This window comes from Paenibacillus favisporus, assembly GCF_040545415.1.
Lineage (GTDB): Bacteria > Bacillota > Bacilli > Paenibacillales > Paenibacillaceae > Paenibacillus_AQ > Paenibacillus_AQ favisporus.
Map to the genome: position 1 here is coordinate 1 of NZ_JBEPLV010000004.1, position 25,148 is coordinate 25,148.

Sequence of the window (25,148 nt, forward strand, 5' to 3'; positions counted from 1 at the left end):
AAGACCCCTTGTAGACGACGAGGTAGATAGGTTGGAGGTGGAAGTGCAGCAATGCATGGAGCTGACCAATACTAATCGGTCGAGGGCTTATCCAATAAATATAAAATGTAGATTCGTTTCGTATCTAGTTTTCAGGGAGTCAAATTCCTGAATGTGTTTTGAAACCACTCTTGGTTATACAATTTGTATACCGAGGTTATGCTTGGAGAGATACCCAAGTGGCTATAAGGGGACCCTCTGCTAAGGGGTTAGACTGCGTAAGCGGTGCGAGGGTTCGAATCCCTCTCTCTCCGCCATTTGAATCACATCTTAGCAAGTTTTAGTATGGCGGCGTAGCTCAGCTGGCTAGAGCGTACGGTTCATACCCGTGAGGTCGGGGGTTCGATCCCCTCCGCCGCTACCATACATACCTGGAGGCTTAGCTCAGCTGGGAGAGCATCTGCCTTACAAGCAGAGGGTCGGGGGTTCGATCCCCTCAGCCTCCACCATCATATGCCGGTGTAGCTCAATTGGTAGAGCAACTGACTTGTAATCAGTAGGTTGGGGGTTCAAGTCCTCTCGCCGGCACCATCTAATAATGCGGGACCGTGGTGTAGAGGCCTAACATGCCTGCCTGTCACGCAGGAGACCGCGGGTTCGAATCCCGTCGGTCCCGCCATTATTATTTACTTCATCTATATGCTTGATATAGATTGAAGATGATGTTTTGCATAGTGAATTTCCACAGCGTAAAGTGGGAAGATTAAGATCACCCGCTTTATTTTTGCATGTATGGCTCGGTAGCTCAGTCGGTAGAGCAGAGGACTGAAAATCCTCGTGTCGGCGGTTCGATTCCGTCCCGAGCCACCTTATATGGAGGCTTAGCGAAGTGGCCAAACGCAGCAGACTGTAAATCTGTTCTCGTACGAGTTCGGTGGTTCGAATCCATCAGCCTCCACCAGTTGTAAGAGCCATTAGCTCAGTTGGTAGAGCACCTGACTTTTAATCAGGGTGTCGAAGGTTCGAGTCCTTCATGGCTCATCACAAAGACCATTAACCTTTCGGTTGATGGTCTTTTTGTCTTTTATGGCCTGACGATCTGATGTGCATAAGAAGTGTGGTTTTCGATTTTATATAGGAATATGGTAAGATGATTAATAAAAATGGCAAAGTGGTGGATGACATCAATGGTGGAGATGGAAACATTACGAAGCAAGTTGGAGCAGGTTGTAGGCGGAACGTTACATATCAAGGAGCTGAGCAAACAGCAGTCGGAGTCTGTTTATTTGCCTGTTACGGTATCCGGCAAGGCTCCTTTGAAGAAAGGGAAGCAGACCGAGCATAGGAGCCTCCAGGATGTGGTGATGGTGGAGGACAAGGTGTGGTTCCCGCTGTTTATCAAGAACGGGCGGGTACACGTAATTGAAGCCAATTCTGAGCTGGTCAATGATGAAGTATCCCGCTTGATCGGTGTACTGCTGTCTGCGGTAAGAGAACAAACGGGAGATGCCGTGGAAGCCCAGGGTGATGAGGAACGTGAACTTCTGAAGCTCAGTCAATGGATTCAAGAACAGCTCGACCTGGGACACGGCGATGCCGAATTGCCTGACGATTTGGAACTAAAACGTCTGCTTTCCGCAGAGATGACTCCCTTTTTGCTGACTTGTGAGAGTATCCATGCCTCCGATGTTAAGGGGAGCCAGCTGAAAAAGCTGCTGCGCAGCTACTTCGACGGAGAGGTGGTGCTTGCTGCTCTCCGCGACAACGAGTGGCTCATCTTGGCCAGAAAAGAACTGGTGGCCGGCAGTAATGACGAGAAAGAAGAGGATAACGGCGAATCGGAAACAGACATGCTCTCCGCGTTCTGTATGGGGCTCTATGAGCTGATTGCAAGCGAATGGGTTGGTGCTTTTCATTTATCCGCCGCGCCTTCGTTCATCCCCTTGAAGTCACTGCCGGGCGCGGTAGGCATGCTTCGGGAAACCATTTTCTTGGGACGGACGTTTCATGTGTCGGAGCATGTCCACTTCCCATGGGAGCTGCTGCTGGAGCGTTTAATCTACAGCATCCCGATGGAGCAGCGCCGCCGCTTTCTCGAGCAGGCAGGAGACCACGGCGTATTGTTCAGCGACAACGAGACCTTGTCGACGCTGGAGACTTTCTTTCAGCTCGACTGTAATGTCAGCGAGACGGCGAAGCGACTATATATTCACCGGAATACCCTTTTATACCGGCTCGATAAGATCAAACAAGAGACGAATCTGGACGTTAGAAGCTTTGGGGACGCGGTTTTGGTGAAGCTGACGATGCTATTGTATAAAGTGACGAAAAGAAAATAGGTTTTTTGTGCAGATTGTGTATAGCCAGTCTGCGAGATGTTGGGTAATATATAACTATCATAATGTATTCGATTTCATAACTATACACTAAGGGGGCAAATTCACATGGCAGGTGTACGTTTAGAGCATATTTTCAAAAAGTATCCGGGTTCTGACAAAGCAACAGTTATGGATATCAACCTTGATATCAAGGATAAGGAGTTTCTGGTGTTGGTAGGTCCTTCCGGTTGCGGTAAATCTACGACACTTCGTATGATCGCCGGTCTGGAAGAAATCTCTGACGGTAAACTTTACATTGGCGACCGCGTCGTGAACGATGTAGCTCCTAAAGACCGCGATATCGCGATGGTGTTCCAGTCCTACGCTTTGTATCCACACATGAACGTATACCAAAACATGGCCTTTGGTCTGAAGCTGCGTAAAGTGAAAAAGGATGAAATTGATAAACGTGTACGTGAAGCTGCGAAAATCCTCGATATCGAGCATTTGCTGGATCGTAAGCCAAAAGCTCTTTCCGGTGGTCAACGTCAGCGTGTTGCCTTGGGACGTGCGATCGTGCGTGATCCTCAAGTCTTCCTGATGGACGAACCGCTTTCCAACTTGGACGCTAAACTTCGTGGTCAGATGCGTGCGGAAATCACGAAACTGGTGAAACGCCTTGAAACCACTTGTATCTACGTAACACATGACCAGACGGAAGCCATGACGATGGGTGACCGTATCGTGGTTATGCAGGACGGCATTATTCAACAAGCCGCTTCTCCGGAAGAGCTGTACAACAATCCAAACAACCTGTTTGTTGCCGGCTTTATCGGATCGCCTACCATGAACTTTATCAACGGAACACTCAGCGAGTCCAACGGTTCTGTACGCTTCAAATCCCAAGGACTTGACGTAGAAGTTCCAGGCGGTAAAGCACAAATCCTGAAGAGCAAAGGCTACATCGGCAAAGAAGTGATCATGGGCGTTCGTCCGGAAGATATTCATGAAGAGCCTGTATTCCTGGAAGCATCTCCGAATACGATCTTCACAGCCCATGTAGACGTAACAGAAAACCTTGGTCACGAAATGCTCCTCTACCTGAGCGGATTGGGTAACGACACCGTTATCGCCCGTGTAGACGGACGTTCTACGACTCGTGAAGGCAACAGCGCTCGTTTGGCTGTCGATATGAACAAAATTCATATCTTTGACAAAGAGTCTGAGCTGAACGTATTGTTGGCTGACTAATTCCAGGCGGAATGCCTGAAGATGAAGAGCCGCCCTTTCGGGCGGCTCTTTTGTATTTGGAGCGAATAGGCCGCTGACATTGCATTCATGGGAAATATCATTTACGATGGGTACATTAGAAAATTCATGGTTTGACCGGCGGCAGTCGGCTGACAGAAGAGCCAGCTGATAGAAAGGGAGACGTGAAATGGCTAAGAAAGTAAGAGTATCTGAATTGGTCCAGCAATTTCAGCTGGAGGTCATTTCAGGGGAACACGGCCTGAGACGGGCCATCACGACAGATGATTTAAACAGACCGGGTCTGGAAATGGCAGGTTATTTTGAATATCATCCTGAGGAACGGGTGCAGCTGCTGGGACGAACGGAGCTGGCCTTTTTTGCCATGCTTACGGCAGAAGAACGGAAGGAACGGATGGAGCGCCTGTGCAGCAGCGAGGAGACGCCTTGTATTGTTGTCACGAGAGGGCTGGAAGTGCCCGAGGAATTGATCCATTTTAGCCAGGAAAAGAACCTGCCCATCCTGCGGAGCAATATGGCGACGACCATCCTATCCAGCCGGATTACCGGCTTTCTGGAGAGAAAGCTGGCGCCGACCACTACCATTCATGGCGTATTGTGCGACGTCTATGGGGTAGGCATGCTGATTACCGGCAGCAGCGGCATCGGCAAGAGTGAAACCGCACTGGAATTGGTCAAACGGGGTCACCGGCTGATCGCTGATGATGCGGTGGAAATCCGGCAGACCTCGGACTTTCAGCTGCACGGATCGGCTCCTGAGCTGATTCGCCATCTGCTGGAGATCCGCGGTGTGGGGATCATCAACGTCATGACCCTGTTCGGAGCCGGAGCAATCCGGAACAACAAACGAATTACGCTTGTCGTCAAGCTTGAGGCCTGGCAGCAGGATAAACAGTACGACCGGCTCGGACTGGATGAAGAAACGACCAAAATCATCGATACCGACATTCCTCTCGTGACCATTCCGGTACGTCCGGGACGTAACCTTGCGGTCATCATCGAAGTGGCGGCCATGAATTACCGGCTGAAGCAAATGGGTCTGAATGCGGCCCTGCAGTTTACGAATAAGCTCACAGCCACCATTGCAGAAGATATGGACGATATGGACTAGGAGAGTGGATACATGGCTACATTGCTAATTAATCCGATCGCTTTCTCGATTGGATCCCTGTCGGTTCACTGGTACGGTCTGATCCTGGGCTTGGGGGCGCTGGTTGGCCTCCTCCTGGCCATCCGGGAAGGCAGAAGATTCGGCATTATGCCTGAATTTTTCATGGACTTGCTGCTGCTGGGAGTACCGTCGGCTATTATCGGGGCGCGGATCTATTTCGTGGCCTTCATGTGGGACGATTACAAGAACAACCTGCTGGACATTTTTAAAATATGGAACGGCGGGATTGCCATCTACGGTGCGCTGATCGGAGCGATCATTTGCGCCATCATCTATTTCCGTTACAGAGGGTACAACTTCTGGCGCATTGCCGACATTTGTGCACCCAGCCTGCTTACGGGGCAAATGATCGGTCGCTGGGGCAACTATGTGAACCAGGAAGCGTACGGCGGTCCGGTGAATGAGTTTTTCCTGCGGAACAATTTGCATTTGCCTGCTTTTATCGTAGACCAAATGAACGTCGAGGGCGTCTACCACCATCCGACCTTCCTGTACGAATCGTTATGGAGCCTGGTGGGCATCATCATTTTGTTTATTCTCCGTCGTCAAAAGTTTTTGCGCGCGGCTGAATTGTTCCTTTCTTATTTTATTTGGTACTCGATCGGGCGGTTCTTTATCGAAGGACTGCGGACGGACAGCCTTGCTTTTAAGGGTCCGGAATGGCTGGCATCGATGGTTAACGGTTTGTGGAAACCGATGGAGTGGATGGGATTCGAGCATGGTGCGCTTGACCCGAACTACGGAAATGTCCGTATTTCCCAGCTGCTAGCGATCCTGATTATCGTCGTCGCCATTGTATTGATCATTGTGCGCCGTACAACAGGTCAGGCGAAGGAGCACTATCTGGATCCGATCGTCTCGACGAAAGCGCCGAAAGATACGGTGCCGGAAGCAACCGCGCTGGATCAGGATACTAAAGTAGAACCCGTTGCTACCCCTGAGCACCGCGAGGAGAACGCCGAAGTGGAGGACAAAAAGGAGTAACGACAGCATGATAGATACCGTACTGTTTGATTTGGACGGAACGATTATTGATACGAATGAATTGATTATCAGCTCGTTTATGCATGTATTGGAGAAGCACGTCCAGCCCCCCCTGACTCGGGAAGTGATCATTCCAAAAATGGGGATGACGCTGGAGCAGCAGCTCCAGTTTTTCTCGGGGAGCGAGGATGTGACCCATTTTCACCAGGCTTACAGAACGTATAACGACGCTCATCACGACGAGATGGTGCAGCCTTTTCCGCATGTGCTGGAGGTAATCAAGGAACTGGACCGGCGCGGCATTACGATGGGGGTTGTGACCACCAAAAACAAGCCGGGGACGTTCCGCGTGCTGGAGATGTTCGGGCTGGACAAGTATATGAAGGCGATTGTAACGGTGATGGACGTCGAGCATCCCAAACCGCATCCGGAGCCGGTGCTGATGGCCATCAAGCAGCTTGGAGCGGATCCGGAAGCAACGTTGATGGTCGGGGACAGCCCGGTGGATATTCAATCCGCCAAGGCGGCAGGAGTCCGGTCTGCCGGGGTTGCTTGGTCGCTGAAAGGCGAGAAGGTGCTCCGCGAGTATAATCCGGATTACATACTGCATAATATGACCGATTTATATTCCTTGGTGGAACAGGAGTAAGGCGATTGTGAGCAGAAACGTGACCCGTTACCCGGTCGAAGGCCCGAACGCGCTGTGGCAAATCTATAGAACGGTCAGCCCTTGGAAAGGGGTTAAAAATTTCATATGTATACAAGCGGCCCGGTACTGCCCGATTCTTCCGCTAAAGAATTGGATCTATCGTCACCTGCTAGGAATGAAGGTGGGAGAGCATGCCGCCTTTGGCCTGATGGTCATGGTGGACGTGTTCTTTCCGGAGAACATCACGATCGGGGACAATTCGGTGATCGGGTACAACACGACGATTCTCGCCCACGAATATCTGATTAAGGAATACCGGCTGGGACAAGTCCTGATCGGCAGCAATGTGTTGATCGGAGCGAATACGACCATTTTGCCGGGAGTCACGATTGGAGACGGCGCTGTCATTGCCGCCGGGTCCGTCGTGCACAAGAGCGTACAGGCGGGTGCCTTTGTCGGCGGAAACCCGCTGCGCGAGCTGAGACGTTCGGATTCGAAAACGGAGGAGGATGCGCATTCCTCGTCAGTGCCGGCATCGGATGAATAAAGGCAGCGGCCGCACATACGAAAAACATTCAAAAGCTTGGATTTTGAATGTTTTTTTTGTATCAAGCCGAGGCAAGGGCACGGAAGTGAAATGTATGGCAATTGACGAATCTGCCTTTTCATGTTAATATAGCCATTATTCTTTACTTTGGTAGTATGGTAGCACTTTAACGTGATGAAGAAATATAACTGTTCGAGGTGATAGGACGTGACCAAGCCGAAAGGTTTTGAAAAGCCTTCAGGCGTCCGCGATTATGTGCCTTATGCGGTCTCCAAGCTGCGCCGGATCGAGCGCGACGTGCTTGACTGCATGAGCCGCTGGGGTTACCGGCAAATCATGACGCCGACGATGGAATATTACGATACGGTAGGCGTGGCAAGCTCCACGTCGGACCGCAAGTTGTTTAAATTGTTGAATAACCGGGGCACCACACTGGTGCTTCGTTCGGATATGACGGCTCCGATCGCCCGGGTGGTCTCGTCGCTGCTGAAGGAAGAGCCTCTGCCCATCCGGCTGTCTTACCACGCGAACGTGTTCCGGGCCATTGAGGAAGAAGCCGGACGGGAAGCGGAATTTTTTCAGACCGGCGTCGAGCTCGTCGGTGACGATTCACCCGAAGCGGATGCCGAGGTCGTGGCGCTGGCCATCGAGTCTTTGAAGGCGGCGGGTGTGTCTTCTTTTAAAATCGCCATGGGCCACGTCGGGTTTCTCAACGGGTTGTTTGATGAAATCCTCCCCGGATCAACCGAGGCTCAGCAATCACTGAAAGAGGGCCTGCTCAGCCGCGACTTCGTCGGTTTCCGTAAAACGATCAGCGAGCTGGGTGTAACGGATGAACAGCGGAATTGGCTCGAAGGACTTCTCCGTCTGCGCGGAGGCCAGGAAATTTGCGATCAGGCGCTGGAGCTGAGCGGTCATCCGCTCGCAAGAGCATCCATCAGCCATTTGTGCAAAGTATGGGAGGTGCTGGAGGCATACGGTGTGTCGGAGCACGTACTTATCGATCTGACGATGATCGGAGACTTTTCCTACTATACAGGAATGACGTTTGAAGGCTACGCCTCCGAGCTTGGCTTCCCGGTCTGCAGCGGCGGACGGTACAACAATCTGCTGAAGCAGTTTGGACGGGACGTTCCGGCGACGGGATTCGCGCTGAAAACGAACCGTATTCTGGATGGCGTCAACGGCGTGCAGGAAGCGGCTGTGCTGCCTGTTCTTGTCCGTTATGATGCGGCTCATCGCAAGGAAGGCCTGGCGGAGGCGGCGAGGCTTCGTGCGCAGGGACAATCGGTTGTTACGCTGTTGATCGACGGAGATCATACCGGCCCGGATGCGGCGCAACCAGGGGCGACCAGCCAAGCTTATGGAGAGGTTATCACTTTTGGCGGGAGTTTGGGGTAAAGGGAACCTGGGGCAGGATTAGAAAAACATAAACAGCGAATTGAGATAGATAGATCAACAATTAGAAGCAGGAGGGAGAACGTTGGCAGAAACTTTAAAAGTGGCGATGCCGAAAGGGCGAATCTATAAAAAAGCGTCGGCATTATTCCGTGAAGCCGGTCTTCCGATCCCGGAAGAGGTCGATGAGTCGCGCAAACTGGTCATTCCGCTGCCGGAGCTGGACATGGAATTCATCCTGGCCAAACCGGTGGATGTGCCGACCTTCGTGGAATACGGCGCCGCGGATATCGGCATCGTCGGCAAGGATGTACTGATGGAAGAAAATCGCGATGTCTACGAGCTGCTGGACTTAGGTATCGCCAGATGCCGGATGTCCGTGATCGGTCTGCCCGACTGGAAGCCGGGCATTCAGCAGCGCGTGGCAACGAAGTACCCGAACGTGGCGTCGCAGTACTTCCGCGAGCAGGGGCAGCAGGTCGAGGTGATCAAGCTGAACGGCTCCATCGAGCTTGCTCCGTTGATCGGGCTTTCCGACCGGATCGTCGATATGGTGGAAACCGGTCAGACGCTGCGGGAAAACGGTTTGGTGGAAATGAACAGCATTTTTGAAATAACGAGCCGTCTGGTGGCCAACCGGGTGAGCTACCGGATGAAGAATGGGCAAATCCAGTCGCTCTGCGACCGGCTTCAGAAAGTGATTTCCGCTTCGGAGTAGTTCGGGATAAAACCAAGCAGAGTGGATGGCGAAGGGTTAGCAGAGGGGGAGAATGGGATGAAAATCGTACCGGTTGAGGATTTTGATCTGCGGCGGGAGGTCGAGTACGGCACGCCGGAGCAAAATGCAGCCGCCAAAAGGATCGTGCAGGACGTAAAGCAGGAGGGCGATGCAGCGCTGCTCCGGTACACGGAAGAGCTCGACCGCACGAAGCTGACGGCATCGGGACTGCGCGTGACCGAAGAGGAGCTGAAGGCGGCCTACACCAAGGTTGAGCCATCGTTCGTCGAAGCGATTTCGGCTGCGGCGCGTAATATTCGCGCGTTCCACGAGAGAGAGAAAAGAAACTCCTGGATGGATCTGCAGCCTGACGGCAGCATCTTGGGGCAAATCATCCGTCCGCTGAAGCGGGTCGGCGTCTATGTGCCGGGCGGGAAAGCGGCCTATCCGTCGTCCGTGCTGATGAATGTCATTCCGGCCCAGGTGGCGGGCGTTCCGGAGATCGTCATGGTGACACCGCCGGCAACCGGCGGAAAAGAGGGCATCAACCCGTATATTCTGGTGGCGGCCGCGGAAGCCGGCGTCCATGAAATTTACCGGGTTGGCGGTGCCCAGGCCATCGCGGCACTGGCGTACGGCACGGAGACGATCGCGCCGGTGGATAAGATCTGCGGGCCGGGCAATATTTATGTCGCGCTGGCCAAGCGGGAAGTGTACGGTGCGGTCGACATCGACAGCATCGCCGGGCCGAGCGAAATCGTCGTGCTGGCCGACGAGCAGGCCGATCCCGAATTCGTGGCAGCCGACCTGTTGTCCCAGGCCGAGCATGACGAGATGGCGTCCGCGATTCTGGTGACGCCTTCGCGGCAGCTGGCGGATGCGGTCGCTGCCGAGGTAAAGCGGCAGCTGGAGAGCCTGCCCCGCCGGGATATCGCGGCGGCTTCGGTGGAGGGCTACGGAGCCATCATCGTGGTGGAGTCGCTGAAGGAAGGCATTTCGGTCGTCAACCGGCTGGCGCCGGAGCACCTGGAGCTGATGGTCCAGGATCCGATGGCGATCGTCGGGCTGATCGAGAATGCCGGGGCGATTTTCCTTGGAGCATACAGCTCCGAGCCGGTAGGGGACTATTTTGCCGGGCCCAACCACATCATTCCGACAAACGGCACGGCCCGGTTTTCTTCGCCGGTCGATGTCGATGATTTTATTAAAAAGTCCAGCATGATCTACTACAGCAAGGAAGCGCTCCTGAAAAACGGCGAAGCGATTATGGAGCTGGCGCGCGGCGAGGGGCTGGAAGCGCATGCCCGAGCCATTGAGGTCCGGCTGAAACGAGAAATCGAAGGGAGAGACTAGAACATGACTAATCAAAGCAGTGAACGCCGTGCAAGCATCAGCCGCAAAACGAACGAGACCGATATTCAGCTGACGTTTGGCGTAGATGGCACCGGGGTATCCGAACTGGAAACGGATGTGCCGTTTCTGAACCATATGCTGGACCTGTTTACGAAGCACGGCCAGTTTGATTTGAAAGTGAAGGCCAAAGGCGACATCGAAATTGACGACCACCATACGGTGGAGGACATCGGCATCTGCCTCGGCCAGACGTTAAGGGAAGCCCTCGGCGATAAAAAGGGCATCAAGCGTTACGCGAACGTATTCATTCCGATGGATGAGGCGCTCGCTCAGGTTGTGATCGACGTGAGCAATCGACCGCATTTCGAATACCGGGCGGAGTATCCTTCCAGCCAAGTCGGAAGCTTCTCCACCGAAATGGTGCATGAGTTTCTGTGGAAGCTGGCGCTGGAGGCACGCATCACGCTGCATGTCATTGTTCATTACGGCCAGAACACGCACCATATGATCGAAGCGGTGTTCAAGGCGCTGGGGCGTGCGCTGGATGAGGCGACCAGCATCGATCCGCGGGTTACGGGGGTTCCATCAACGAAGGGAGTGCTGTAACCGTGACGATCGCCATTGTGGATTACGGCATGGGCAACCTGCACAGCGTCAGCAAGGCCGTCGAACGTCTCGGCACCGAGGCGCTTGTGACGGGCGACCGCGAAGCCATTCTTGGGGCTGACGGCGTCATCCTGCCCGGCGTTGGCGCGTTTGGCGACGCGATGGAGCACCTGCGCGAAACCGGGCTTGACCGGGTAGTTCGGGAGGCCGCTGAGGGCGGCAAGCCGCTGCTCGGCATATGCCTCGGCATGCAGCTGCTGTTCGGCAGCAGTGAGGAGCATGGCCATCACGAAGGGCTCAACCTCTTGCCGGGTCGGGTGGTCCGCTTCCCGGACGGGGAGCTGAAGGTGCCGCACATGGGCTGGAACCGGCTGCAGTTTGTGCAAAAGGACAGTCCGCTGTTCAGCGGCCTTACGGAGGGCCATGTGTACTTTGTCCACTCGTACCATGTGCTGCCGGACGAACCCGCCGATTTGCTGGCGGTAACGGATTACGGCCGTCCGGTGACCGCGATCGTGGGCCGGGGGTCGGTGTATGGCATGCAGTTTCATCCGGAGAAAAGCGGCGAGCTGGGCGTGCAGCTGCTGCGCAGCTTTTTGCGGCTGACGGGAGCGAAGGTCTAACGCCTTCTTGACCGGCGTGGAATAACAGGAAAGCGGGGAGAACGATGTCTTCATTTATCATTTATCCGGCCATCGATATTCGCGGAGGCAAGTGCGTACGGCTGGTTCAAGGGGATTATAATCAGGAAACGGTATATAACGACAGCCCGCTCGAGGCCGCCAAGGCTTGGGAAGCACAGGGCGGTGCCTATATTCATTTGGTGGATCTGGACGGCGCCAAGGCAGGGCGCCCGGTAAACGACGAGGTCATTGGAGCCATTGCCAAAGGCGTTCAAGTCCCCGTTCAAGTCGGGGGCGGACTGCGCACCCTGGATGACGTGAAGCGCCTGCTGGGCCTTGGCGTGAGCCGGGTCATTATCGGCACGGCGGCGATCGAGGACCGCGCCTTTACTGAGGCGGTGCTCGGCACTTATGGAGACCGCGTGGCGATCGGAATCGATGCGCGGAACGGTTATGTGGCGACACGCGGCTGGCTGGAGACATCGGAGGTTAAGGCAGAGGAACTGGCTAAAGAGCTGGCGGCCAAAGGAGCGGAAACGTTCATCTTCACCGATATTTCCCGCGACGGCATGATGCAGGGGCCGAACATCGAGGCCATCGTGTCACTTGCCAAAGCCAGCGGACGCACCGTGATCGCTTCGGGCGGCGTGACGGTCACCGAGGACCTGCTGAACCTCAGCGGACACCGCGGCGACGGCGTGGGCGGAGCTATCGTCGGAAAGGCGTTGTACACGGGCAGCATTCAGCTTGCGGATGCGCTGCGGCGAATCGCTGAACAAGCATAAACGTGAGGATAGAGAGAGCGGAAGCTCTCTTTTGCAGATATAAAGGGATAAACGGTAGTCAGACTACCATGTGAGTACGAAAAGAGAGGGAGCGAGGCCCATGCTGGCAAAACGAATCATTCCCTGCCTGGACGTTAAGGACGGCCGTGTGGTGAAGGGTGTTAATTTTGAAAATTTGCGGGACGCGGGCGATCCGGTGGAACTCGCGGCGCTGTACGACAAGGAAGGCGCGGATGAGTTGGTATTCCTGGACATTTCGGCGTCGGTGGAAGGACGCGCCACCATGGTGGAGGTCGTGCGGCAAACCGCAGGGGAAATCGCGATTCCGTTCACGGTAGGCGGCGGCATTTCCCATGTCGATGACATGAAGCGGATTCTGCGCGCAGGCGCGGACAAAATCGGCATCAACACGGCGGCCGTCCTGAATCCCCAGCTCGTAGCGGAAGGGGCGCGCCGGTTCGGCTCACAGTGCATCGTCGTGGCTGTAGACGCCAAGTATAACGAGGCTTGGGGCGAGTGGGAGGTCTACACGCACGGCGGACGCAAAGCGACAGGCATCCGGGCGCTGAACTGGGTGAAGGAAGCGGAAGCCCTCGGAGCGGGAGAGATTTTGCTGACGAGCATGGACGCTGACGGTACGAAGGACGGTTTTGACCTTCCTCTCACCGCAGCGGTCGCGGACGCTGTCCGGATTCCGGTGATCGCTTCAGGCGGAGCGGGAACGAAGGAGCATTTTGCCGAAGTCTTCACGCAGGGGAAGGCGGATGCGGGCTTGGCAGCTACCATTTTTCACTACAAGGAAATATCGATACCGGAATTAAAGCAGGACTTAAAGCAAAAAGGGGTTGAAATCCGATGAGCAGCAACACACAGCAATTCTCCCTGGAGCAGGTGCAGGGGCAAATCCGTTATGACGAGGCCGGCCTCGTACCCGCCATTATTCAGGACGCCACGACGCGTAAAGTGCTGATGATGGCTTATATGAACGAAGATTCGCTCAAGCGGTCGATCGAAACCGGGGAGACCTGGTTCTGGAGCCGCTCGCGGCAGGAGCTGTGGAACAAGGGAGCGACGTCGGGCAACACTCAGCGCATTGTGTCCGCCAGCTATGACTGCGATGGGGATACGCTGCTGTTCCTGGTCCATCCGAAGGGTCCGGCATGCCATACCGGCGAGGAAACGTGCTTTTACCGCGGCATTGCCGTTCCGGGACAGGAGCAATCGGCCGAAGGGGTCGGTGCGGCGGGCGAAGGAAGACACCGCTTTGCGGTGCTGGAGGAGCTCGAGCAGGTGATCGCGGAACGCGAGAAGGAGCGTCCGGAAGGCGCATATACGACCTATCTTTTTGACAAAGGCGTCGATAAAATTTTGAAAAAGGTCGGCGAGGAAACCGCAGAGACGATCATCGCAGCCAAAAACAAGGACAACGACGAGCTGCGCCTTGAGGTCAGCGACCTGATCTATCACCTTCTGGTGCTGCTGCAGGAACGCAAGCTGCCGCTGGATGATATCATGGCCGAGCTGGACCGCCGCCACGAGCGTCCCCGCCGGGATTAGGGGGGGAACCGCTATGTACATCGATTACCATACCCACCATGTCCGGTGCGGCCACGCCGTAGGCGAGCTCGAGGAATATGTGCGCCGCGCGGTTGACATCGGGCTTGGGCAGATCGGTTTGTCCGACCATATGCCACTGCTTCATGTGGACCCGGCTTCGTATTATCCGGAGATGGCGATGCCGATGGAGGAGCTTCCGCGATATGTGGAGGAGTGCCTGTCTTTGAAGGAGCGCTACCGCGGCCAAATCGACATTCGGGTCGGCCTGGAGGGCGACTATATCGAGGGCTATGAGGCGGAAATTGAGAACATGGTGAACGCATACCCTTGGGATTACATTATTGGCTCGGTTCACTTTTTGGGCGAATGGGACATTACGGATCACCGTCAGGTGCAAGGCTGGGAAGGCAAGGATGTCCTGAAGGTATACGAAACGTATTATGATGCGGTGAAAAAGGCGGCTGCTACCGGCTTTTACGACATTATGGGCCATCTGGACGTGATCAAGCGGTTCGGGTACCATCCAGGCCCCGAGGCGGCAAGGGAAGTAGAAGCGCTGGAAAACGCCGCCCTTGCCGCTGTTGCGGCCAGCGGGGTGGCGATGGAGCTGAATGCGTCGGGATTGTCCAAGCCCTGCGCGGAAATGTTCCCGTCCCGGCGCATGCTGGAGGAGGCATACCGGTTGGGCATTCCACTCACGGTGGGCTCAGACGCTCATGATCCGCTCAAGCTGGGCGAGAATCTGGAAGCCGCCCGGAACATGCTCTGGGAGGTTGGTTTCCGCGAGCTCGTTATTTTCGAAGGGCGGAAGCGCAGCCGGATTCCGCTGGAGGTATAAGCAGGCTTGTAAGTATACGGTCTGCTGCGGGCATAGGGCCGTTTGAAGTAGCGCCGATGAACAGGGACGGAAATATTTTTCCGCCGGACTCATCGGCGTGATTTCATTCCGGGAGCGAACCGATGTATAATCTAAGTATAGAAGACGGGTTATCAGGAGGGTCGTATGCAACATAAGCTGCGTATTTTTTCCGGATCATCGAATCCTGTTCTAACTGAAAAAATTTGCGATATGCTGGGTGCGGAGCTGGGCAGCGTTAAGCTTTCCCGTTTTAAAAGCGGGGAAATCTATGTGAACTATGAGGAAAGCATCCGCAATTGCGACGTCTTCCTTGTGCAGTCCCTGTCTCACCCCATTAATGAACTGTTCGTCGAGCTGCTGGTCATGATTGACGCGGCCAAGCGGGCTTCGGCCCGTACGGTGAACATTATCGTTCCTTACTACGGGTATGCCCGCCAGGAACGCAAGTCCGCACCGCGTGAACCGATTACGGCCAAAATGGTGGCGGACGTGCTGACGACGGCCGGGGCGAACCGGGTCATTACTGTTGATTTGCATGCACCTGCCATTCAGGGCTTTTTTAATATTCCCGTCGACCATCTCACGGCGCTGGACCTCATCAGCGGTCATTTGAAATCGCTTCAAATCGACCGGCCGGTCATCGTGTCGCCGGACGCCGGAAGGGCGTCCACCGCGGAGAAGCTGGCGAATCACCTCGATTCTCCGTTTGCGATCATGATCAAGAAGAGACCTGCGCATAACGAGTCCGTCATTACGCATGTCATCGGCGATGTGAAGGGACGGACGCCGATCATCATCGAGGACTTGATCGATACGGGATCGACGATCGTCAATGTAGTCGAGGGCCTGAAGGAGCGCGGGGCGTCCGAGGCGATTGTATGCGCCACGCACGGCCTGTTCTCGGGCGACGCGCTGCAGCGGCTCGATCATCCCCATATCCGGGAGATCGTGGTGACGGATTCGATCGCCATCCCGGAAGCGCGGCCGGAGAATCTGCACATCTTGACGATTGCGCCGATGCTGGCGCGGGCCACACGGATTATTATCGAGGGCGGGTCGATCGCCACTTTATTTAAGGACGCCGGGGTATAGCTGCCCCGGGGTCTTTTTGCGCTTGCGCGGGGGATAAACGCGGTCTTATCTTCAATGAATATACGTCGATGTACATTTTTTATATAGTAGATTATGGCTTAGATGCCCCTTGCATCTTATGGTATACTGTTCTGGATAGATTGAACTTAAAGTTCGGCGTATGTACTCTCTGATTCCAGAGGGGCGAAGCGGTGGCTTCAGTTCGTTCTATCCAGCAATCAAGGAGGTGCCTTGCTTAGGAATGAACGATTATCATCTGCGGGCGGAGGACCTACACCAAAAAGTAATACCCATTCAAATGGATGCCAATTTCTTTTTTGAACGAGCGGTTCGGTCTCTGGACCGACACCGATACGATAAGGCATTAAAATATTTTCGCAAAGCTGTTGAATATGAGCCGGAAAATCCGGTGAATCATTGCAATATGGCGGGTATATTATCAGAGATGGGCGATTATGAAGGATCAAACGCCGTTCTTGCGCACATTTTGGAGCATGTGGATGCGACCATGACAGAGTGTTACTTCTATATGGCCAACAATTACGCCAACATGGAGAACTTTGAGGAAGCGGAACGCGCACTGGTCACGTATTTGGAGGAGGACCCGGCCGGGCAATTTTTGGACGAAGCGGAAGAAATGATGGAGCTGCTTCAGTATGAGCTGAAGCGGCCGACCAAGCTGAGCCGGATCAAGAGCCGCGGGGGCATCGTGGAGCACGAGCGCGCGCGGTCCCTGATGGAAGAAGGGAAGTTTGCCCAGGCAGCCGAGCTGCTGGAAGGCATCGTGAAGGAAGACCCCGACTTTCTTGCGGCGCGCAACAATTTGTCCCTTGCTTATTATTACATGGGCTTGTTCCGCAAAGCCAAGGAGACCATCGGCGAAGTACTGTCCCTGGAGCCGGGAAATTTGCACGGACTGTGCAACCTGGCGGTTTTTTACCAGCATGAAGGGGATACTGAAGCTTTAGACGGCATGATGAAGATGCTGGAGGTTACGGTTCCCTTTCATCAGGAACATGTATTCAAGCTTGCGACGACGATGGGGATTCTGGGCCGGCATGAAGCGGCCTACGGTCATTTCCGCCGCCTGTTGAAGGATGACGAGCTCAACGATGATCCGAGCCTCTACCATTACACAGCGGTCGCCGCTTATAATAGCGGCAGAAGCAAGGAGGCGGCCCGTTACTGGAGCACGGCCATGAAGCTGGACCCGGAATCGGGAATTCCCCGGTTTTATTTGGACCAGCTGAAGGAGGGCTTTGGCGGAAGCGTCAAGCTCAGCTATCAATATCATCTGCCCTTTGAAGAGCAGCTTAAGCGGTGGGAGAAGGACGGGGAGGGCATGTCCGAGGAAATCAAGAACAACCCGCTGATTCGGTCTTCCTTCTCCTGGGCGCTCCGGTACGGAGATTCCGGTACCAAGCTGCAGGTCATCCGGGCTTTGGCCTGGATTGCCGATGATGAAGTCAAGGAGACGCTGATGACCTTCCTCGAAGACCCGGACGTGCTGAGCGAGCTCAAAGCTGAAGCGCGCCGGGTGCTTCGGGATCTCGGGGTTGATAGCTCTGAGCTTCCTGGCGCGGCCGTCGGGGCAGCGGCATACCGTGAAGTGGCTGCGGGTCTGCCCAAGTGGAACGGGACACTGCAGTCTGTCGTCGACAAGGCCCTGAAAAGCATGGAGACGGTGGCCGACCGCGCACAGAAAAACCATGTGCAGCAATTATGGCACCAGTTTATCAATAAGCTGCATCCCGAGACACCTCTCATCAGGCAAGCGGAGGGTTGGTCGGCGGCTCTGGAATACTTGACGGCCAAGAAGCACGGGCGCGCCCTGACTTACCAGGAGGTGGCCCAGCGCTATGGCGTTTCGGTCTCCACGGTGAGCCGCAACGTCAAGCGGATCGACAGTGTATGTTCACTGGATGAAGAAAGCGATGATATTTTCCGGCCATTTACGGAGAATATCTAAATAGACCCATTCATTTCCGTTCGAAAAGGAGGCAATTCTCATGTACAAATCCATCGTTATCGGAACAGGACCTGCCGGCCTGACGGCCGCGATTTATCTGGCACGCGCCAACATGAAGCCGCTGGTTATCGAAGGCATGCAGCCCGGCGGACAGCTGACCACCACGACTGAGGTAGAGAACTTTCCGGGGTTCCCGGAGGGCATTATGGGCCCTGAGCTCATGGACAACATGCGCAAGCAGGCGGAACGCTTCGGAGCCGAGTTTAAAACCGGCTGGGTCAACAAAGTCGATTTCTCCAAACGCCCGTTTAAGCTATCCGTGGAAGGCATGGGAGAGATTGAGGCGGAATCCGTAATTATCTCCACAGGCGCCTCGGCCAAATACCTGGGCATTCCGGGCGAGCAGGAAAACGTCGGACGCGGAGTCAGCACATGTGCGACCTGCGACGGATTTTTTTTCCGCGGTAAAAAGATCGTCGTGATCGGCGGCGGGGACTCTGCCATGGAGGAAGCCAGCTTCCTGACCCGTTTCGGTTCCAGCGTTACGCTGGTTCACCGGAGAGAAGAGCTGAGAGCGTCCAAAATTATGCAGGACCGCGCCCGCGAGAACGAGAAGATCATCTGGTCGCTCAACCGTACGCCGCTTGAAATTGTGGCCGGTGAGCACGGCGTGAAGGGACTGAAGGTCCGCAACAATGAAACGAACGAAGAAGAGCTGATCGAAGCAGACGGCGTCTTCGTGGCGATCGGCCATACGCCGAACACCAAGTTCCTCGACGGCCAGATTACGACCGACGAAATCGGCTACATCCAGGTGAAGCCGGGAACGACCGAAACGAACATTCCAGGCGTATTCGCCTGCGGCGACGTGCAGGACGTGCGTTACCGCCAAGCGATTTCCGCTGCCGGTACCGGATGCATGGCCGCCATGGACTGCGAGAAGTTCCTGGAAGGCAGCATGGTGCATGACTGGAGCGAAACGCTGTAAAGCGGACCAATACGAATATAGAAAAGGAGCCGGGGACGGCTCCTTTTTACATAAGAATGGGGGAACGGGCCGCTACCTGATCCTGCCGAGGAGAGGTTTCCTCCTGTATGCGTGCTAATTTCTGTGGATGCTATGCAGGCAGGCGTTGCGCCGGGCTCCACATTTACTCGACCAGGATGGAAACGGCGCTGTATGCGAGAAGCAGGCCCATCGCGACGTTAAACGGGGTCTGGTATGCTGACAGCCATTGCTGAAATATGGAGCCGAACATGCTCCAACAGAAGGTGCTTATCACGCTCAAGAGTGCCAGAAACAAAGAGAAGCCGATCAGGGCCAGATGGGAAGAATGGTACGGGAGAATAAAGGTGGATACGGCCGTTATGGCGTACAAAATGCCTTTGGGATTGATAAACTGCAGCAGCGCCGCCGTCAGAAAGCGGTTGTTTTTGTCCTCCCGGCTGCTCACTGCCTTCTTGTGGTGGAACATGATTTTAACGGCGAGATACAGCATGTAGGCCGCTCCAAGAATCGTCATCCACCACCGGATGCCGGGAATGAGATTTTTGAGCAGCAGATTGCAGTAACTGCACAGCAGTGCAACGACAAAAAAGCCGGCGCCAACGCCCAGACAAAATCGGATCGTTCGTCGAAAACCGTACCTGTGAGCAAACAGCATCGCCATAAAGTTGTTGGGGCCGGGGGTAAAGGTGCTTACTACAATATAGACAAGAAACGAAAATACGGGCATCTTGGGTCTCCTCCGTTTATATGTTATAATGTCCGAAAATTACGCTATAACGCATTTATGCTTCATATTGTACATTGTGATCGCTATATTGTACATAATCGATTGGAAGAGGTGTGCCCATGGAAGAAATCAATCTGATCATCGCGCGGAATTTGAAGAGCATCCGTGACAATAAAAAGCTCAGTCTGGAAAAGGTAGCCGAGCTCACCGGCGTCAGCAAGACGATGATCGGCCAAATCGAGAGGGGCGAATCGAGCCCGACAATCACAACCATTTGGAAAATCGCCAACGGTCTCAAAATTTCGTTCACGTCGCTGATTAACCAGCCCCAGCCTGACACCAAAGTGATTCAGAAAAGCGAGGTCCAGCAGCTATCTGAAGACAACGGCAAATACCGGGTCTATCCTTATTTCCCGTTTGATGAAGAGCGGCGTTTCGAGATGTATGCGGTTGAGATCGATAAAGGAGGATTTCTCGCTTCGGAATCGCATGGTGAGGGAACGGAGGAGTACATTACGGTGTACGAGGGGGAACTGACCATCCGCGTGAACAACAGCGAGCATACCATCGGGAGCGGTGACTCGATCCGGTTCAAGGCCGACCGGCCGCATACGTACCATAATTCCGGCGGCTCGCTGACGAGATTAAGCATGGTCATCTATTATCCGGCTTGAAGCTGGAAGAAGTGACGCGGGCGCAAAATCACTCGGTACCGAAAAGAGGAGAACCCAAGCCTACACCGACGGCAAAAAGACCGGCTGCATGAGCCGGTCCCCGTTCGTGTTTTTTTCAAATTATGAGGCCTTTCAGTCCTTCCTAGAGCCAACCCTTCTGTTCGGCGATCCCGATCGCTTCGATCCGGTTCTTGGCCGACAATTTGTTCAGCGTTTCGGAAATGTAGTTCCGAACGGTGCCGTGCGACAGGTGCAGCGTCGCCGCAATTTCGTTCGCTGTCTTGCCTTCCGCAATCAGCCGTAAAATGTCGCGCTCCCGCGCGGTGAGCGGGTTTTCCTGGCGGAACGAGCCGAAGACGAGCTCGGGTGAGACCTCGCGGTGGCCGGCCATGACCCGCCGGATGGCTTCGGCCAGCTTCTCGCTCGGCTCATCCTTCAGCAAATATCCGCAGGCGCCTGCTTTCACGGCCCGTTCAAAATATCCCGGCCGGGCAAACGTCGTTAATATGATGATTTTACAAGCCGCCATCTGCGTCTTGAGCCTCTCGGCGACCTCAAGCCCGGTAATAACCGGCATTTCAATGTCCAATAGGCAGACGTCCGGCTGTAATGACAGGATCTGGTCCAAGGCTTCCTGGCCGTCGCCGGCTTGGCCCACCACTTCCATATCCTCCTCCATATCGAGCAGCGAAGCGAGAGCGCCTCGCAGCAGACGCTGGTCTTCAGCGATCAGAATACGGATCATGCCGTAACACTCTCCTTCCCTTTAATAATAATCGGTACGGTAATGATGAGCTCGGTCCCGCCGGAAGAGGACAGCTTCAGCGTTCCGTCGATCAGCGCCAGCCGCTCGGACATGCCTTTCAGCCCATTGCCCTGGCTTGTAGACAGCCCGCTGTCCTCCAGACCGACGCCGTTGTCCCGAATGACCATCCGGACGTCGGAAGTTCCCTTCCGAATAGTAATAGCGCATGCCGTGGCCCGGCTGTGCTTGATAATATTGGTCGCTGCTTCCTTCAGGCACATGCTGAGGATGTTTTGCGTCAGATCGGGAATTCCGGTCAGTCGCGTATCCCCCTCCGATTCCAAGGTGATGTCAGCGCTGTGCAAAATCGAGCGCACTTCTTCGATCTCTTCCGCCACCGTCAAGGTCCTCATATCGGAAACCAGCTCACGCACCTGTCTTAAGGCCGCCCGGGAGGTCTCTTCCATTTCACGAGCTTCCAGCCGTGCCTTCTCCGGATCCTTGCCCGTCAGCCGCTGAACCAGCTGGCTTTTTAAGGTGAGCAAGGACAGCGTATGTCCCAGCGTATCATGAAGGTCACGGGCAATACGCAGCCGCTCCTCCTTTTTGACCAAAATTTCGATCTGCTCCCGGGCTTCGTTCAGCTGCAGCTCCAGCTGCTTTCGCAGATTCATGGAACGCATGCCGAAGGGGGTCATCAACATAATCATAATAAAGGGAACGAGCGTTAAGTAGTCCGATACGGTCAGATGACGAATGTTTCCCAGGATCGGGAGCAGGATGGACGCCACGAAGGCAGCGAAGGCGATCCTGAATTTCCGGTCATCCTGATAATTGCCGATAAAGTTGGCGGTAAAAAAGCCCATGAACGAATAAAAAGGGAGGTAGAGCAAAGACAGCGTCACAATAATAATCATCTGAACGGCAAGCCAGAAGGCCGTTAACCTTTCGGAGAAAAAGAGCTGGCGATACGACACGATAAAGATCGTGATCATGGCGTAGCCAAGCACCATTTTGATGCCGTGCTCATAGGCCATATTAAACAACGGAATGACCATATACACGAGCCATACATAGGGGGAAAACCCGAGCGCTCTTGGGAAAATCTCTGTTTTTCGACGTGCCAATGGCATTACACCGCTTCCTGTTTCTTTCGTATATAGGTGGATAATACCATAAACAAGATGAGATATCCCAGCAAAATCAATACCGGCTGCCAGCTGGGGGAATGACCCGCGGCAATATCCCAGGCTCCGCTTCCGAAGTTATAGGAAGGCAGCCACTTGCCGATGCTCTGCAGGATGGCCGGGAAGCTGTCGATCGGAAACCACATGCCGCCCACGATCGCCAGAATCATATACACCATGTTGCTGACACCACTGGCAGTGTCGACCCTTTTCATCGTCCCCACCAGGGTGCCCAGGGCCAGGAAGGGGATGGAGGCGAGCCATATCCACAATCCGCTGCCGATCCACTGGCCAGCCGACAAATGGACGCCGTTCATAAGAAAGCCTGCGGCAAAAATAACAATAATGGAGAACATGTGCATGACCATTTGGCCAAACATTTTTCCAAAGAAATAAATGCTGGAGGGGAGAGGGGTAATCCGCATAAAGACCGACCACCCGTGCGTGCGCTCCTGGACCATGCGGATGCCCAGCGTCATGATCGCCGAACCCATCACGCTGAAGGAAGTCATCGACATCAGGTAACGTGCCTGCCATTCGGAGGCGCCTTCAATGCCGGCATTCACGAGGCGGGTAAAAATGAAATAGAACACGATCGGCATCAGCAAGGACCAGAAGACGTAGTACGGATTCCGGATAATCCGCAGCATTTCGGCCCGGCACTGCATGAATAACATGTGCATTAGGAAACAGCCCCCTGTGTGTCGTCATTATGAATCATGATTTCAAAAGCGTCGTCAAGCCGGCCCTGCTGGGTCCGGATATCGTGGACCGGAAGTTGGTATCGGAAAATCGCGGCCAGCACCGTATCGGTGTTGTCCGCCGTGACGGTCCAGCGTCCTTCCTGACAGGTGCAATCGTGGACGCCGGGAACCGGGAGCAGGCGCTCGCGGATGTGCTGTTCGGTATCGGCACTCATCAGAGCGTGGCCCTCGAGCGACCTTGTATCGGTCGTGAAGGTCACGGAGCGGCTCGTCAGCTGGGCCGTGATCGCCTGCGGCGTGCCGTCGGCGGCAATTTTGCCGCGATTGAACAGGATCACGCGATCTGCGGCGTCCTCGGCCTCCTGCAGGTAGTGCGTGGAGAAGAGGATGGTCTTGCCCCGGTCCGAGAGCGCTCGGACCTGTTCCCAAAAGGAGCGGCGCGCGGGTGTATCCAGACCGACGGTCGGCTCGTCGAAGAACAGCAGATCGGGATTCCCCGCCAGCGCGAGTGCGAACCCGAGCCTCCGTTTCTGGCCGCCGGACAGCTTCTCAGCCCGTTTGCCCAGGTCCTCCTCGGTGAACCCGGCCAGGGCAGCCAGCTCCTCCAGCCTCATCGGCCGGGGGTAATAGCTGCGGATCAAGGCCAGCACCTCGCGCACCTTCAGGCCGTCGATCACACTGACATCCTGGAGCATCGCCCCGATGCGCTGCTTGACCTGCGGCTGCTTCGGGGTTTGCCCGAACAGCCGGACAGAGCCGCTCGTCGGCTCGAGAAGCCCCAGCATCATCGAGATCGTCGTCGTTTTCCCTGCGCCGTTGGGCCCCAGGACGGCCACGATGGATCCTTTATCAATCGTGAATGAAACGTCATCGACCGCCGCTTTGCTTCCAAAACGTTTCGTGACATGCTGCAGTTCGGCAATATGTTCCATTTTGTCATTTCCTCCTATTGATCAGATGAATCCGGATTTGATTGATCTATCGTTATCATAGACGAGGGGGCATCCCTTCGTTAGTGGACTCTGTCATGGAATGGAGGTGACAATTGTCATGTTTTTTGGCAGGGTTTTCATATAGGGGGTAGGTCCGGCAAGCCTTCTGACAGAAGCGCTGGACCCACTTTCGGGTAAGGCCCGCTTCTCTTGACCGGAGAGAGGGCTTCAATTATAGTTGGTACAGTAGGAGCAAACTATTATTGAGGAAAAAAGGTGGCTTGTAACATGTCTGAGCAAATCTACGTCGGTGTCGACTTGGGCGGAACGACCATTAAAGTGGGCATCTGCAATCAAGCGGGACAGCTGATTCAAACGTATGAAGGTCCCACGGAAACAGATAAAGGCGTCGATACGGTTATCAACAATATTGAGAAATATGTGCGCCATATCGTGGAGCAGTCCCCTTACAGCTGGGATCAGCTGGCGGGCGTCGGGGCCGGGGTTGCCGGATTTACGAACGTCCGTGAAGGGATCATCATCCTCGCGCCGAACGTAGGTTTCCGGGATGTACCGATTCGTTCCATTCTGGAGCAGAAGATTGGCAAGCCGATCAAAATAGATAATGACGCGAACGTGGCGGCCCTGGGCGAGGCTTGGAGCGGCGCCGGACGCGGCATCGACAACTGCGTATGCTATACGCTCGGAACCGGCGTTGGCGGCGGTATCATCATTAACGGCCGAATCTATCAAGGCTTCTCCGGACTTGCCGGCGAGCTGGGACATATCTCCGTCGTGCCGGATCTGGAAGCCATTCAATGCGGATGCGGCAAAATGGGCTGTGTGGAGACCGTATCTTCCGCAACGGGCATTATCCGTATGGCCGAAGATGCCGTGGAGCGTGGGGACCGCACTTCCCTGTCGATGGTTGAGAACATCGCGGCGAAGGAAGTCTTTGATGCAGCCAAAGCCGGCGACGAAGTGGCGCTGCGGATCGTGAACCGCGCAGCCTTCTACCTGGGCAAGTCCATGGCTGCAGTTGCGGCGATTCTGAATCCGGAAGTATTCATTATCGGCGGCGGCGTATCCAAGGCTGGAGACATCCTGTTTAACGAAGTCCGGGAAGTTTATGCGAAGCTGACGCCGGAACCGCTGCAGCGCGGGGTATCGATCCTTCCTGCCGAGCTTGGCAACGATGCGGGTATCGTCGGTGCGGCCGGTTTGCTGCTCCGTTCGTAAGGAGATCCTGCGAGGTCGCTCATGGGTTAAAATGAGGGGTGACCTGGGTATACC

The 25,148-nt window shown here is 54.9% G+C and carries 25 protein-coding genes, 8 tRNA genes and 1 rRNA gene; 29 read left to right on the forward strand and 5 right to left on the reverse strand.

Features of this window, described 5'->3' with window-relative positions:
* The 27 genes from ABID47_RS17940 to trxB all read left to right on the forward strand — a co-directional run.
* Window positions 1-95, forward strand: a 23S ribosomal RNA gene (locus ABID47_RS17940); the annotation flags it as partial.
* Between the two features lie 109 nt (window positions 96-204).
* A tRNA-Ser gene (locus tag ABID47_RS17945) sits at window positions 205-296 on the forward strand.
* 30 nt (window positions 297-326) lie between these two features.
* Window positions 327-403 (forward strand) — tRNA-Met (locus tag ABID47_RS17950).
* A 9-nt stretch (window positions 404-412) separates the two neighbouring features.
* Window positions 413-488, forward strand: a tRNA-Val gene (locus ABID47_RS17955).
* Window positions 489-494: 6 nt separating this feature from the next.
* Window positions 495-570 (forward strand) — tRNA-Thr (locus ABID47_RS17960).
* 11 nt (window positions 571-581) lie between these two features.
* Window positions 582-658: transfer RNA gene (locus tag ABID47_RS17965), tRNA-Asp, on the forward strand.
* Window positions 659-773: 115 nt separating this feature from the next.
* A tRNA-Phe gene (locus ABID47_RS17970) sits at window positions 774-846 on the forward strand.
* Between the two features lie 8 nt (window positions 847-854).
* Window positions 855-940: transfer RNA gene (locus ABID47_RS17975), tRNA-Tyr, on the forward strand.
* Window positions 941-947: 7 nt separating this feature from the next.
* Window positions 948-1,020, forward strand: a tRNA-Lys gene (locus tag ABID47_RS17980).
* Between the two features lie 155 nt (window positions 1,021-1,175).
* Window positions 1,176-2,318: a PucR family transcriptional regulator gene (locus tag ABID47_RS17985; protein ID WP_354498813.1), complete on the forward strand. Its 1,143-nt coding sequence runs from the start codon at window positions 1,176-1,178 to the stop codon at window positions 2,316-2,318.
* A gap of 105 nt (window positions 2,319-2,423) precedes the next feature.
* Complete coding sequence (locus tag ABID47_RS17990; protein ID WP_076173198.1) at window positions 2,424-3,548, forward strand: ABC transporter ATP-binding protein; 1,125 nt, start codon at window positions 2,424-2,426, stop codon at window positions 3,546-3,548.
* A gap of 187 nt (window positions 3,549-3,735) precedes the next feature.
* Window positions 3,736-4,677, forward strand: coding sequence for an HPr(Ser) kinase/phosphatase (gene hprK, locus ABID47_RS17995; protein WP_076173197.1), 942 nt, complete (start codon window positions 3,736-3,738; stop codon window positions 4,675-4,677).
* 12 nt (window positions 4,678-4,689) lie between these two features.
* Window positions 4,690-5,721, forward strand: coding sequence for a prolipoprotein diacylglyceryl transferase (gene lgt, locus ABID47_RS18000; protein WP_354498816.1), 1,032 nt, complete (start codon window positions 4,690-4,692; stop codon window positions 5,719-5,721).
* Between the two features lie 7 nt (window positions 5,722-5,728).
* Window positions 5,729-6,370 (forward strand): pyrophosphatase PpaX, encoded by a 642-nt coding sequence (ppaX, locus tag ABID47_RS18005; protein WP_354498818.1) that lies wholly within the window; start codon window positions 5,729-5,731, stop codon window positions 6,368-6,370.
* A gap of 7 nt (window positions 6,371-6,377) precedes the next feature.
* Window positions 6,378-6,917 (forward strand): acyltransferase, encoded by a 540-nt coding sequence (locus tag ABID47_RS18010; RefSeq protein ID WP_354498820.1) that lies wholly within the window; start codon window positions 6,378-6,380, stop codon window positions 6,915-6,917.
* A 207-nt stretch (window positions 6,918-7,124) separates the two neighbouring features.
* Window positions 7,125-8,318: an ATP phosphoribosyltransferase regulatory subunit gene (locus tag ABID47_RS18015; protein ID WP_116233112.1), complete on the forward strand. Its 1,194-nt coding sequence runs from the start codon at window positions 7,125-7,127 to the stop codon at window positions 8,316-8,318.
* Between the two features lie 82 nt (window positions 8,319-8,400).
* Window positions 8,401-9,033 carry an ATP phosphoribosyltransferase gene (gene hisG, locus ABID47_RS18020; RefSeq protein ID WP_076173192.1) on the forward strand — a complete coding sequence of 211 codons (633 nt, stop codon included), beginning with the start codon at window positions 8,401-8,403 and terminating at the stop codon, window positions 9,031-9,033.
* A gap of 57 nt (window positions 9,034-9,090) precedes the next feature.
* Window positions 9,091-10,386, forward strand: a complete 1,296-nt coding sequence (hisD, locus tag ABID47_RS18025) for a histidinol dehydrogenase (protein ID WP_076173191.1) — start codon at window positions 9,091-9,093, stop codon at window positions 10,384-10,386.
* Between the two features lie 3 nt (window positions 10,387-10,389).
* A complete protein-coding gene (hisB, locus tag ABID47_RS18030; protein WP_089549412.1) occupies window positions 10,390-10,992 on the forward strand; it encodes an imidazoleglycerol-phosphate dehydratase HisB in 603 nt (200 codons plus the stop codon).
* A 2-nt stretch (window positions 10,993-10,994) separates the two neighbouring features.
* Window positions 10,995-11,615: an imidazole glycerol phosphate synthase subunit HisH gene (gene hisH / locus ABID47_RS18035; RefSeq protein ID WP_354498823.1), complete on the forward strand. Its 621-nt coding sequence runs from the start codon at window positions 10,995-10,997 to the stop codon at window positions 11,613-11,615.
* Window positions 11,616-11,659: 44 nt separating this feature from the next.
* Window positions 11,660-12,400: a 1-(5-phosphoribosyl)-5-[(5-phosphoribosylamino)methylideneamino]imidazole-4-carboxamide isomerase gene (gene hisA / locus ABID47_RS18040; RefSeq protein WP_076173188.1), complete on the forward strand. Its 741-nt coding sequence runs from the start codon at window positions 11,660-11,662 to the stop codon at window positions 12,398-12,400.
* A 100-nt stretch (window positions 12,401-12,500) separates the two neighbouring features.
* Entirely contained in the window at window positions 12,501-13,259 is a 759-nt protein-coding gene (gene hisF / locus ABID47_RS18045; RefSeq protein ID WP_076173187.1) for an imidazole glycerol phosphate synthase subunit HisF, read from the forward strand.
* Window positions 13,256-13,957 (forward strand): bifunctional phosphoribosyl-AMP cyclohydrolase/phosphoribosyl-ATP diphosphatase HisIE, encoded by a 702-nt coding sequence (gene hisIE, locus ABID47_RS18050; protein WP_354498826.1) that lies wholly within the window; start codon window positions 13,256-13,258, stop codon window positions 13,955-13,957. Before hisF ends, hisIE begins: the two co-directional genes overlap by 4 nt.
* 13 nt (window positions 13,958-13,970) lie before the next feature.
* Entirely contained in the window at window positions 13,971-14,795 is an 825-nt protein-coding gene (gene hisJ / locus ABID47_RS18055; protein ID WP_354498828.1) for a histidinol-phosphatase HisJ, read from the forward strand.
* Window positions 14,796-14,960: 165 nt separating this feature from the next.
* On the forward strand, window positions 14,961-15,908 hold the full coding sequence (locus tag ABID47_RS18060; protein ID WP_354498830.1) for a ribose-phosphate diphosphokinase: 948 nt from the start codon (window positions 14,961-14,963) through the stop codon (window positions 15,906-15,908).
* Between the two features lie 241 nt (window positions 15,909-16,149).
* Window positions 16,150-17,877 carry a tetratricopeptide repeat protein gene (locus ABID47_RS18065; protein ID WP_354498832.1) on the forward strand — a complete coding sequence of 576 codons (1,728 nt, stop codon included), beginning with the start codon at window positions 16,150-16,152 and terminating at the stop codon, window positions 17,875-17,877.
* Between the two features lie 40 nt (window positions 17,878-17,917).
* On the forward strand, window positions 17,918-18,865 hold the full coding sequence (trxB, locus tag ABID47_RS18070) for a thioredoxin-disulfide reductase (RefSeq protein WP_076173182.1): 948 nt from the start codon (window positions 17,918-17,920) through the stop codon (window positions 18,863-18,865).
* A 163-nt stretch (window positions 18,866-19,028) separates the two neighbouring features.
* Here trxB and ABID47_RS18075 read toward each other — a convergent pair whose 3' ends face one another.
* Entirely contained in the window at window positions 19,029-19,613 is a 585-nt protein-coding gene (locus tag ABID47_RS18075) for a LysE family transporter (RefSeq protein WP_354498834.1), read from the reverse strand.
* Between the two features lie 119 nt (window positions 19,614-19,732).
* Between ABID47_RS18075 and ABID47_RS18080 the strand changes: the two genes are divergently transcribed.
* On the forward strand, window positions 19,733-20,287 hold the full coding sequence (locus tag ABID47_RS18080) for a helix-turn-helix domain-containing protein (RefSeq protein WP_076173180.1): 555 nt from the start codon (window positions 19,733-19,735) through the stop codon (window positions 20,285-20,287).
* Window positions 20,288-20,429: 142 nt separating this feature from the next.
* On the opposite strand, the gene ABID47_RS18085 is transcribed toward ABID47_RS18080, so the two are convergent.
* From ABID47_RS18085 to ABID47_RS18100, 4 genes are read right to left on the reverse strand one after another with little or no spacing between them, the layout of a single operon-like run.
* A complete protein-coding gene (locus tag ABID47_RS18085; protein WP_354498836.1) occupies window positions 20,430-21,032 on the reverse strand; it encodes a response regulator transcription factor in 603 nt (200 codons plus the stop codon).
* The gene (locus ABID47_RS18090) at window positions 21,029-22,165 is read right to left on the reverse strand and encodes a sensor histidine kinase (RefSeq protein ID WP_354498838.1); all 1,137 of its coding nucleotides are present in this window, start codon (window positions 22,163-22,165) and stop codon (window positions 21,029-21,031) included. The genes ABID47_RS18085 and ABID47_RS18090 overlap by 4 nt, the downstream gene beginning before the upstream one ends.
* Window positions 22,165-22,902 carry an ABC transporter permease gene (locus ABID47_RS18095; protein ID WP_354498840.1) on the reverse strand — a complete coding sequence of 246 codons (738 nt, stop codon included), beginning with the start codon at window positions 22,900-22,902 and terminating at the stop codon, window positions 22,165-22,167. The genes ABID47_RS18090 and ABID47_RS18095 overlap by 1 nt, the downstream gene beginning before the upstream one ends.
* Window positions 22,902-23,855, reverse strand: a complete 954-nt coding sequence (locus ABID47_RS18100; protein ID WP_212984823.1) for an ABC transporter ATP-binding protein — start codon at window positions 23,853-23,855, stop codon at window positions 22,902-22,904. The genes ABID47_RS18095 and ABID47_RS18100 overlap by 1 nt, the downstream gene beginning before the upstream one ends.
* A gap of 288 nt (window positions 23,856-24,143) precedes the next feature.
* Here ABID47_RS18100 and ABID47_RS18105 point away from each other — a divergent pair, with 288 nt between their 5' ends.
* The gene (locus ABID47_RS18105; RefSeq protein ID WP_212969506.1) at window positions 24,144-25,094 is read left to right on the forward strand and encodes an ROK family glucokinase; all 951 of its coding nucleotides are present in this window, start codon (window positions 24,144-24,146) and stop codon (window positions 25,092-25,094) included.
* Window positions 25,095-25,148 lie beyond the last annotated feature (54 nt).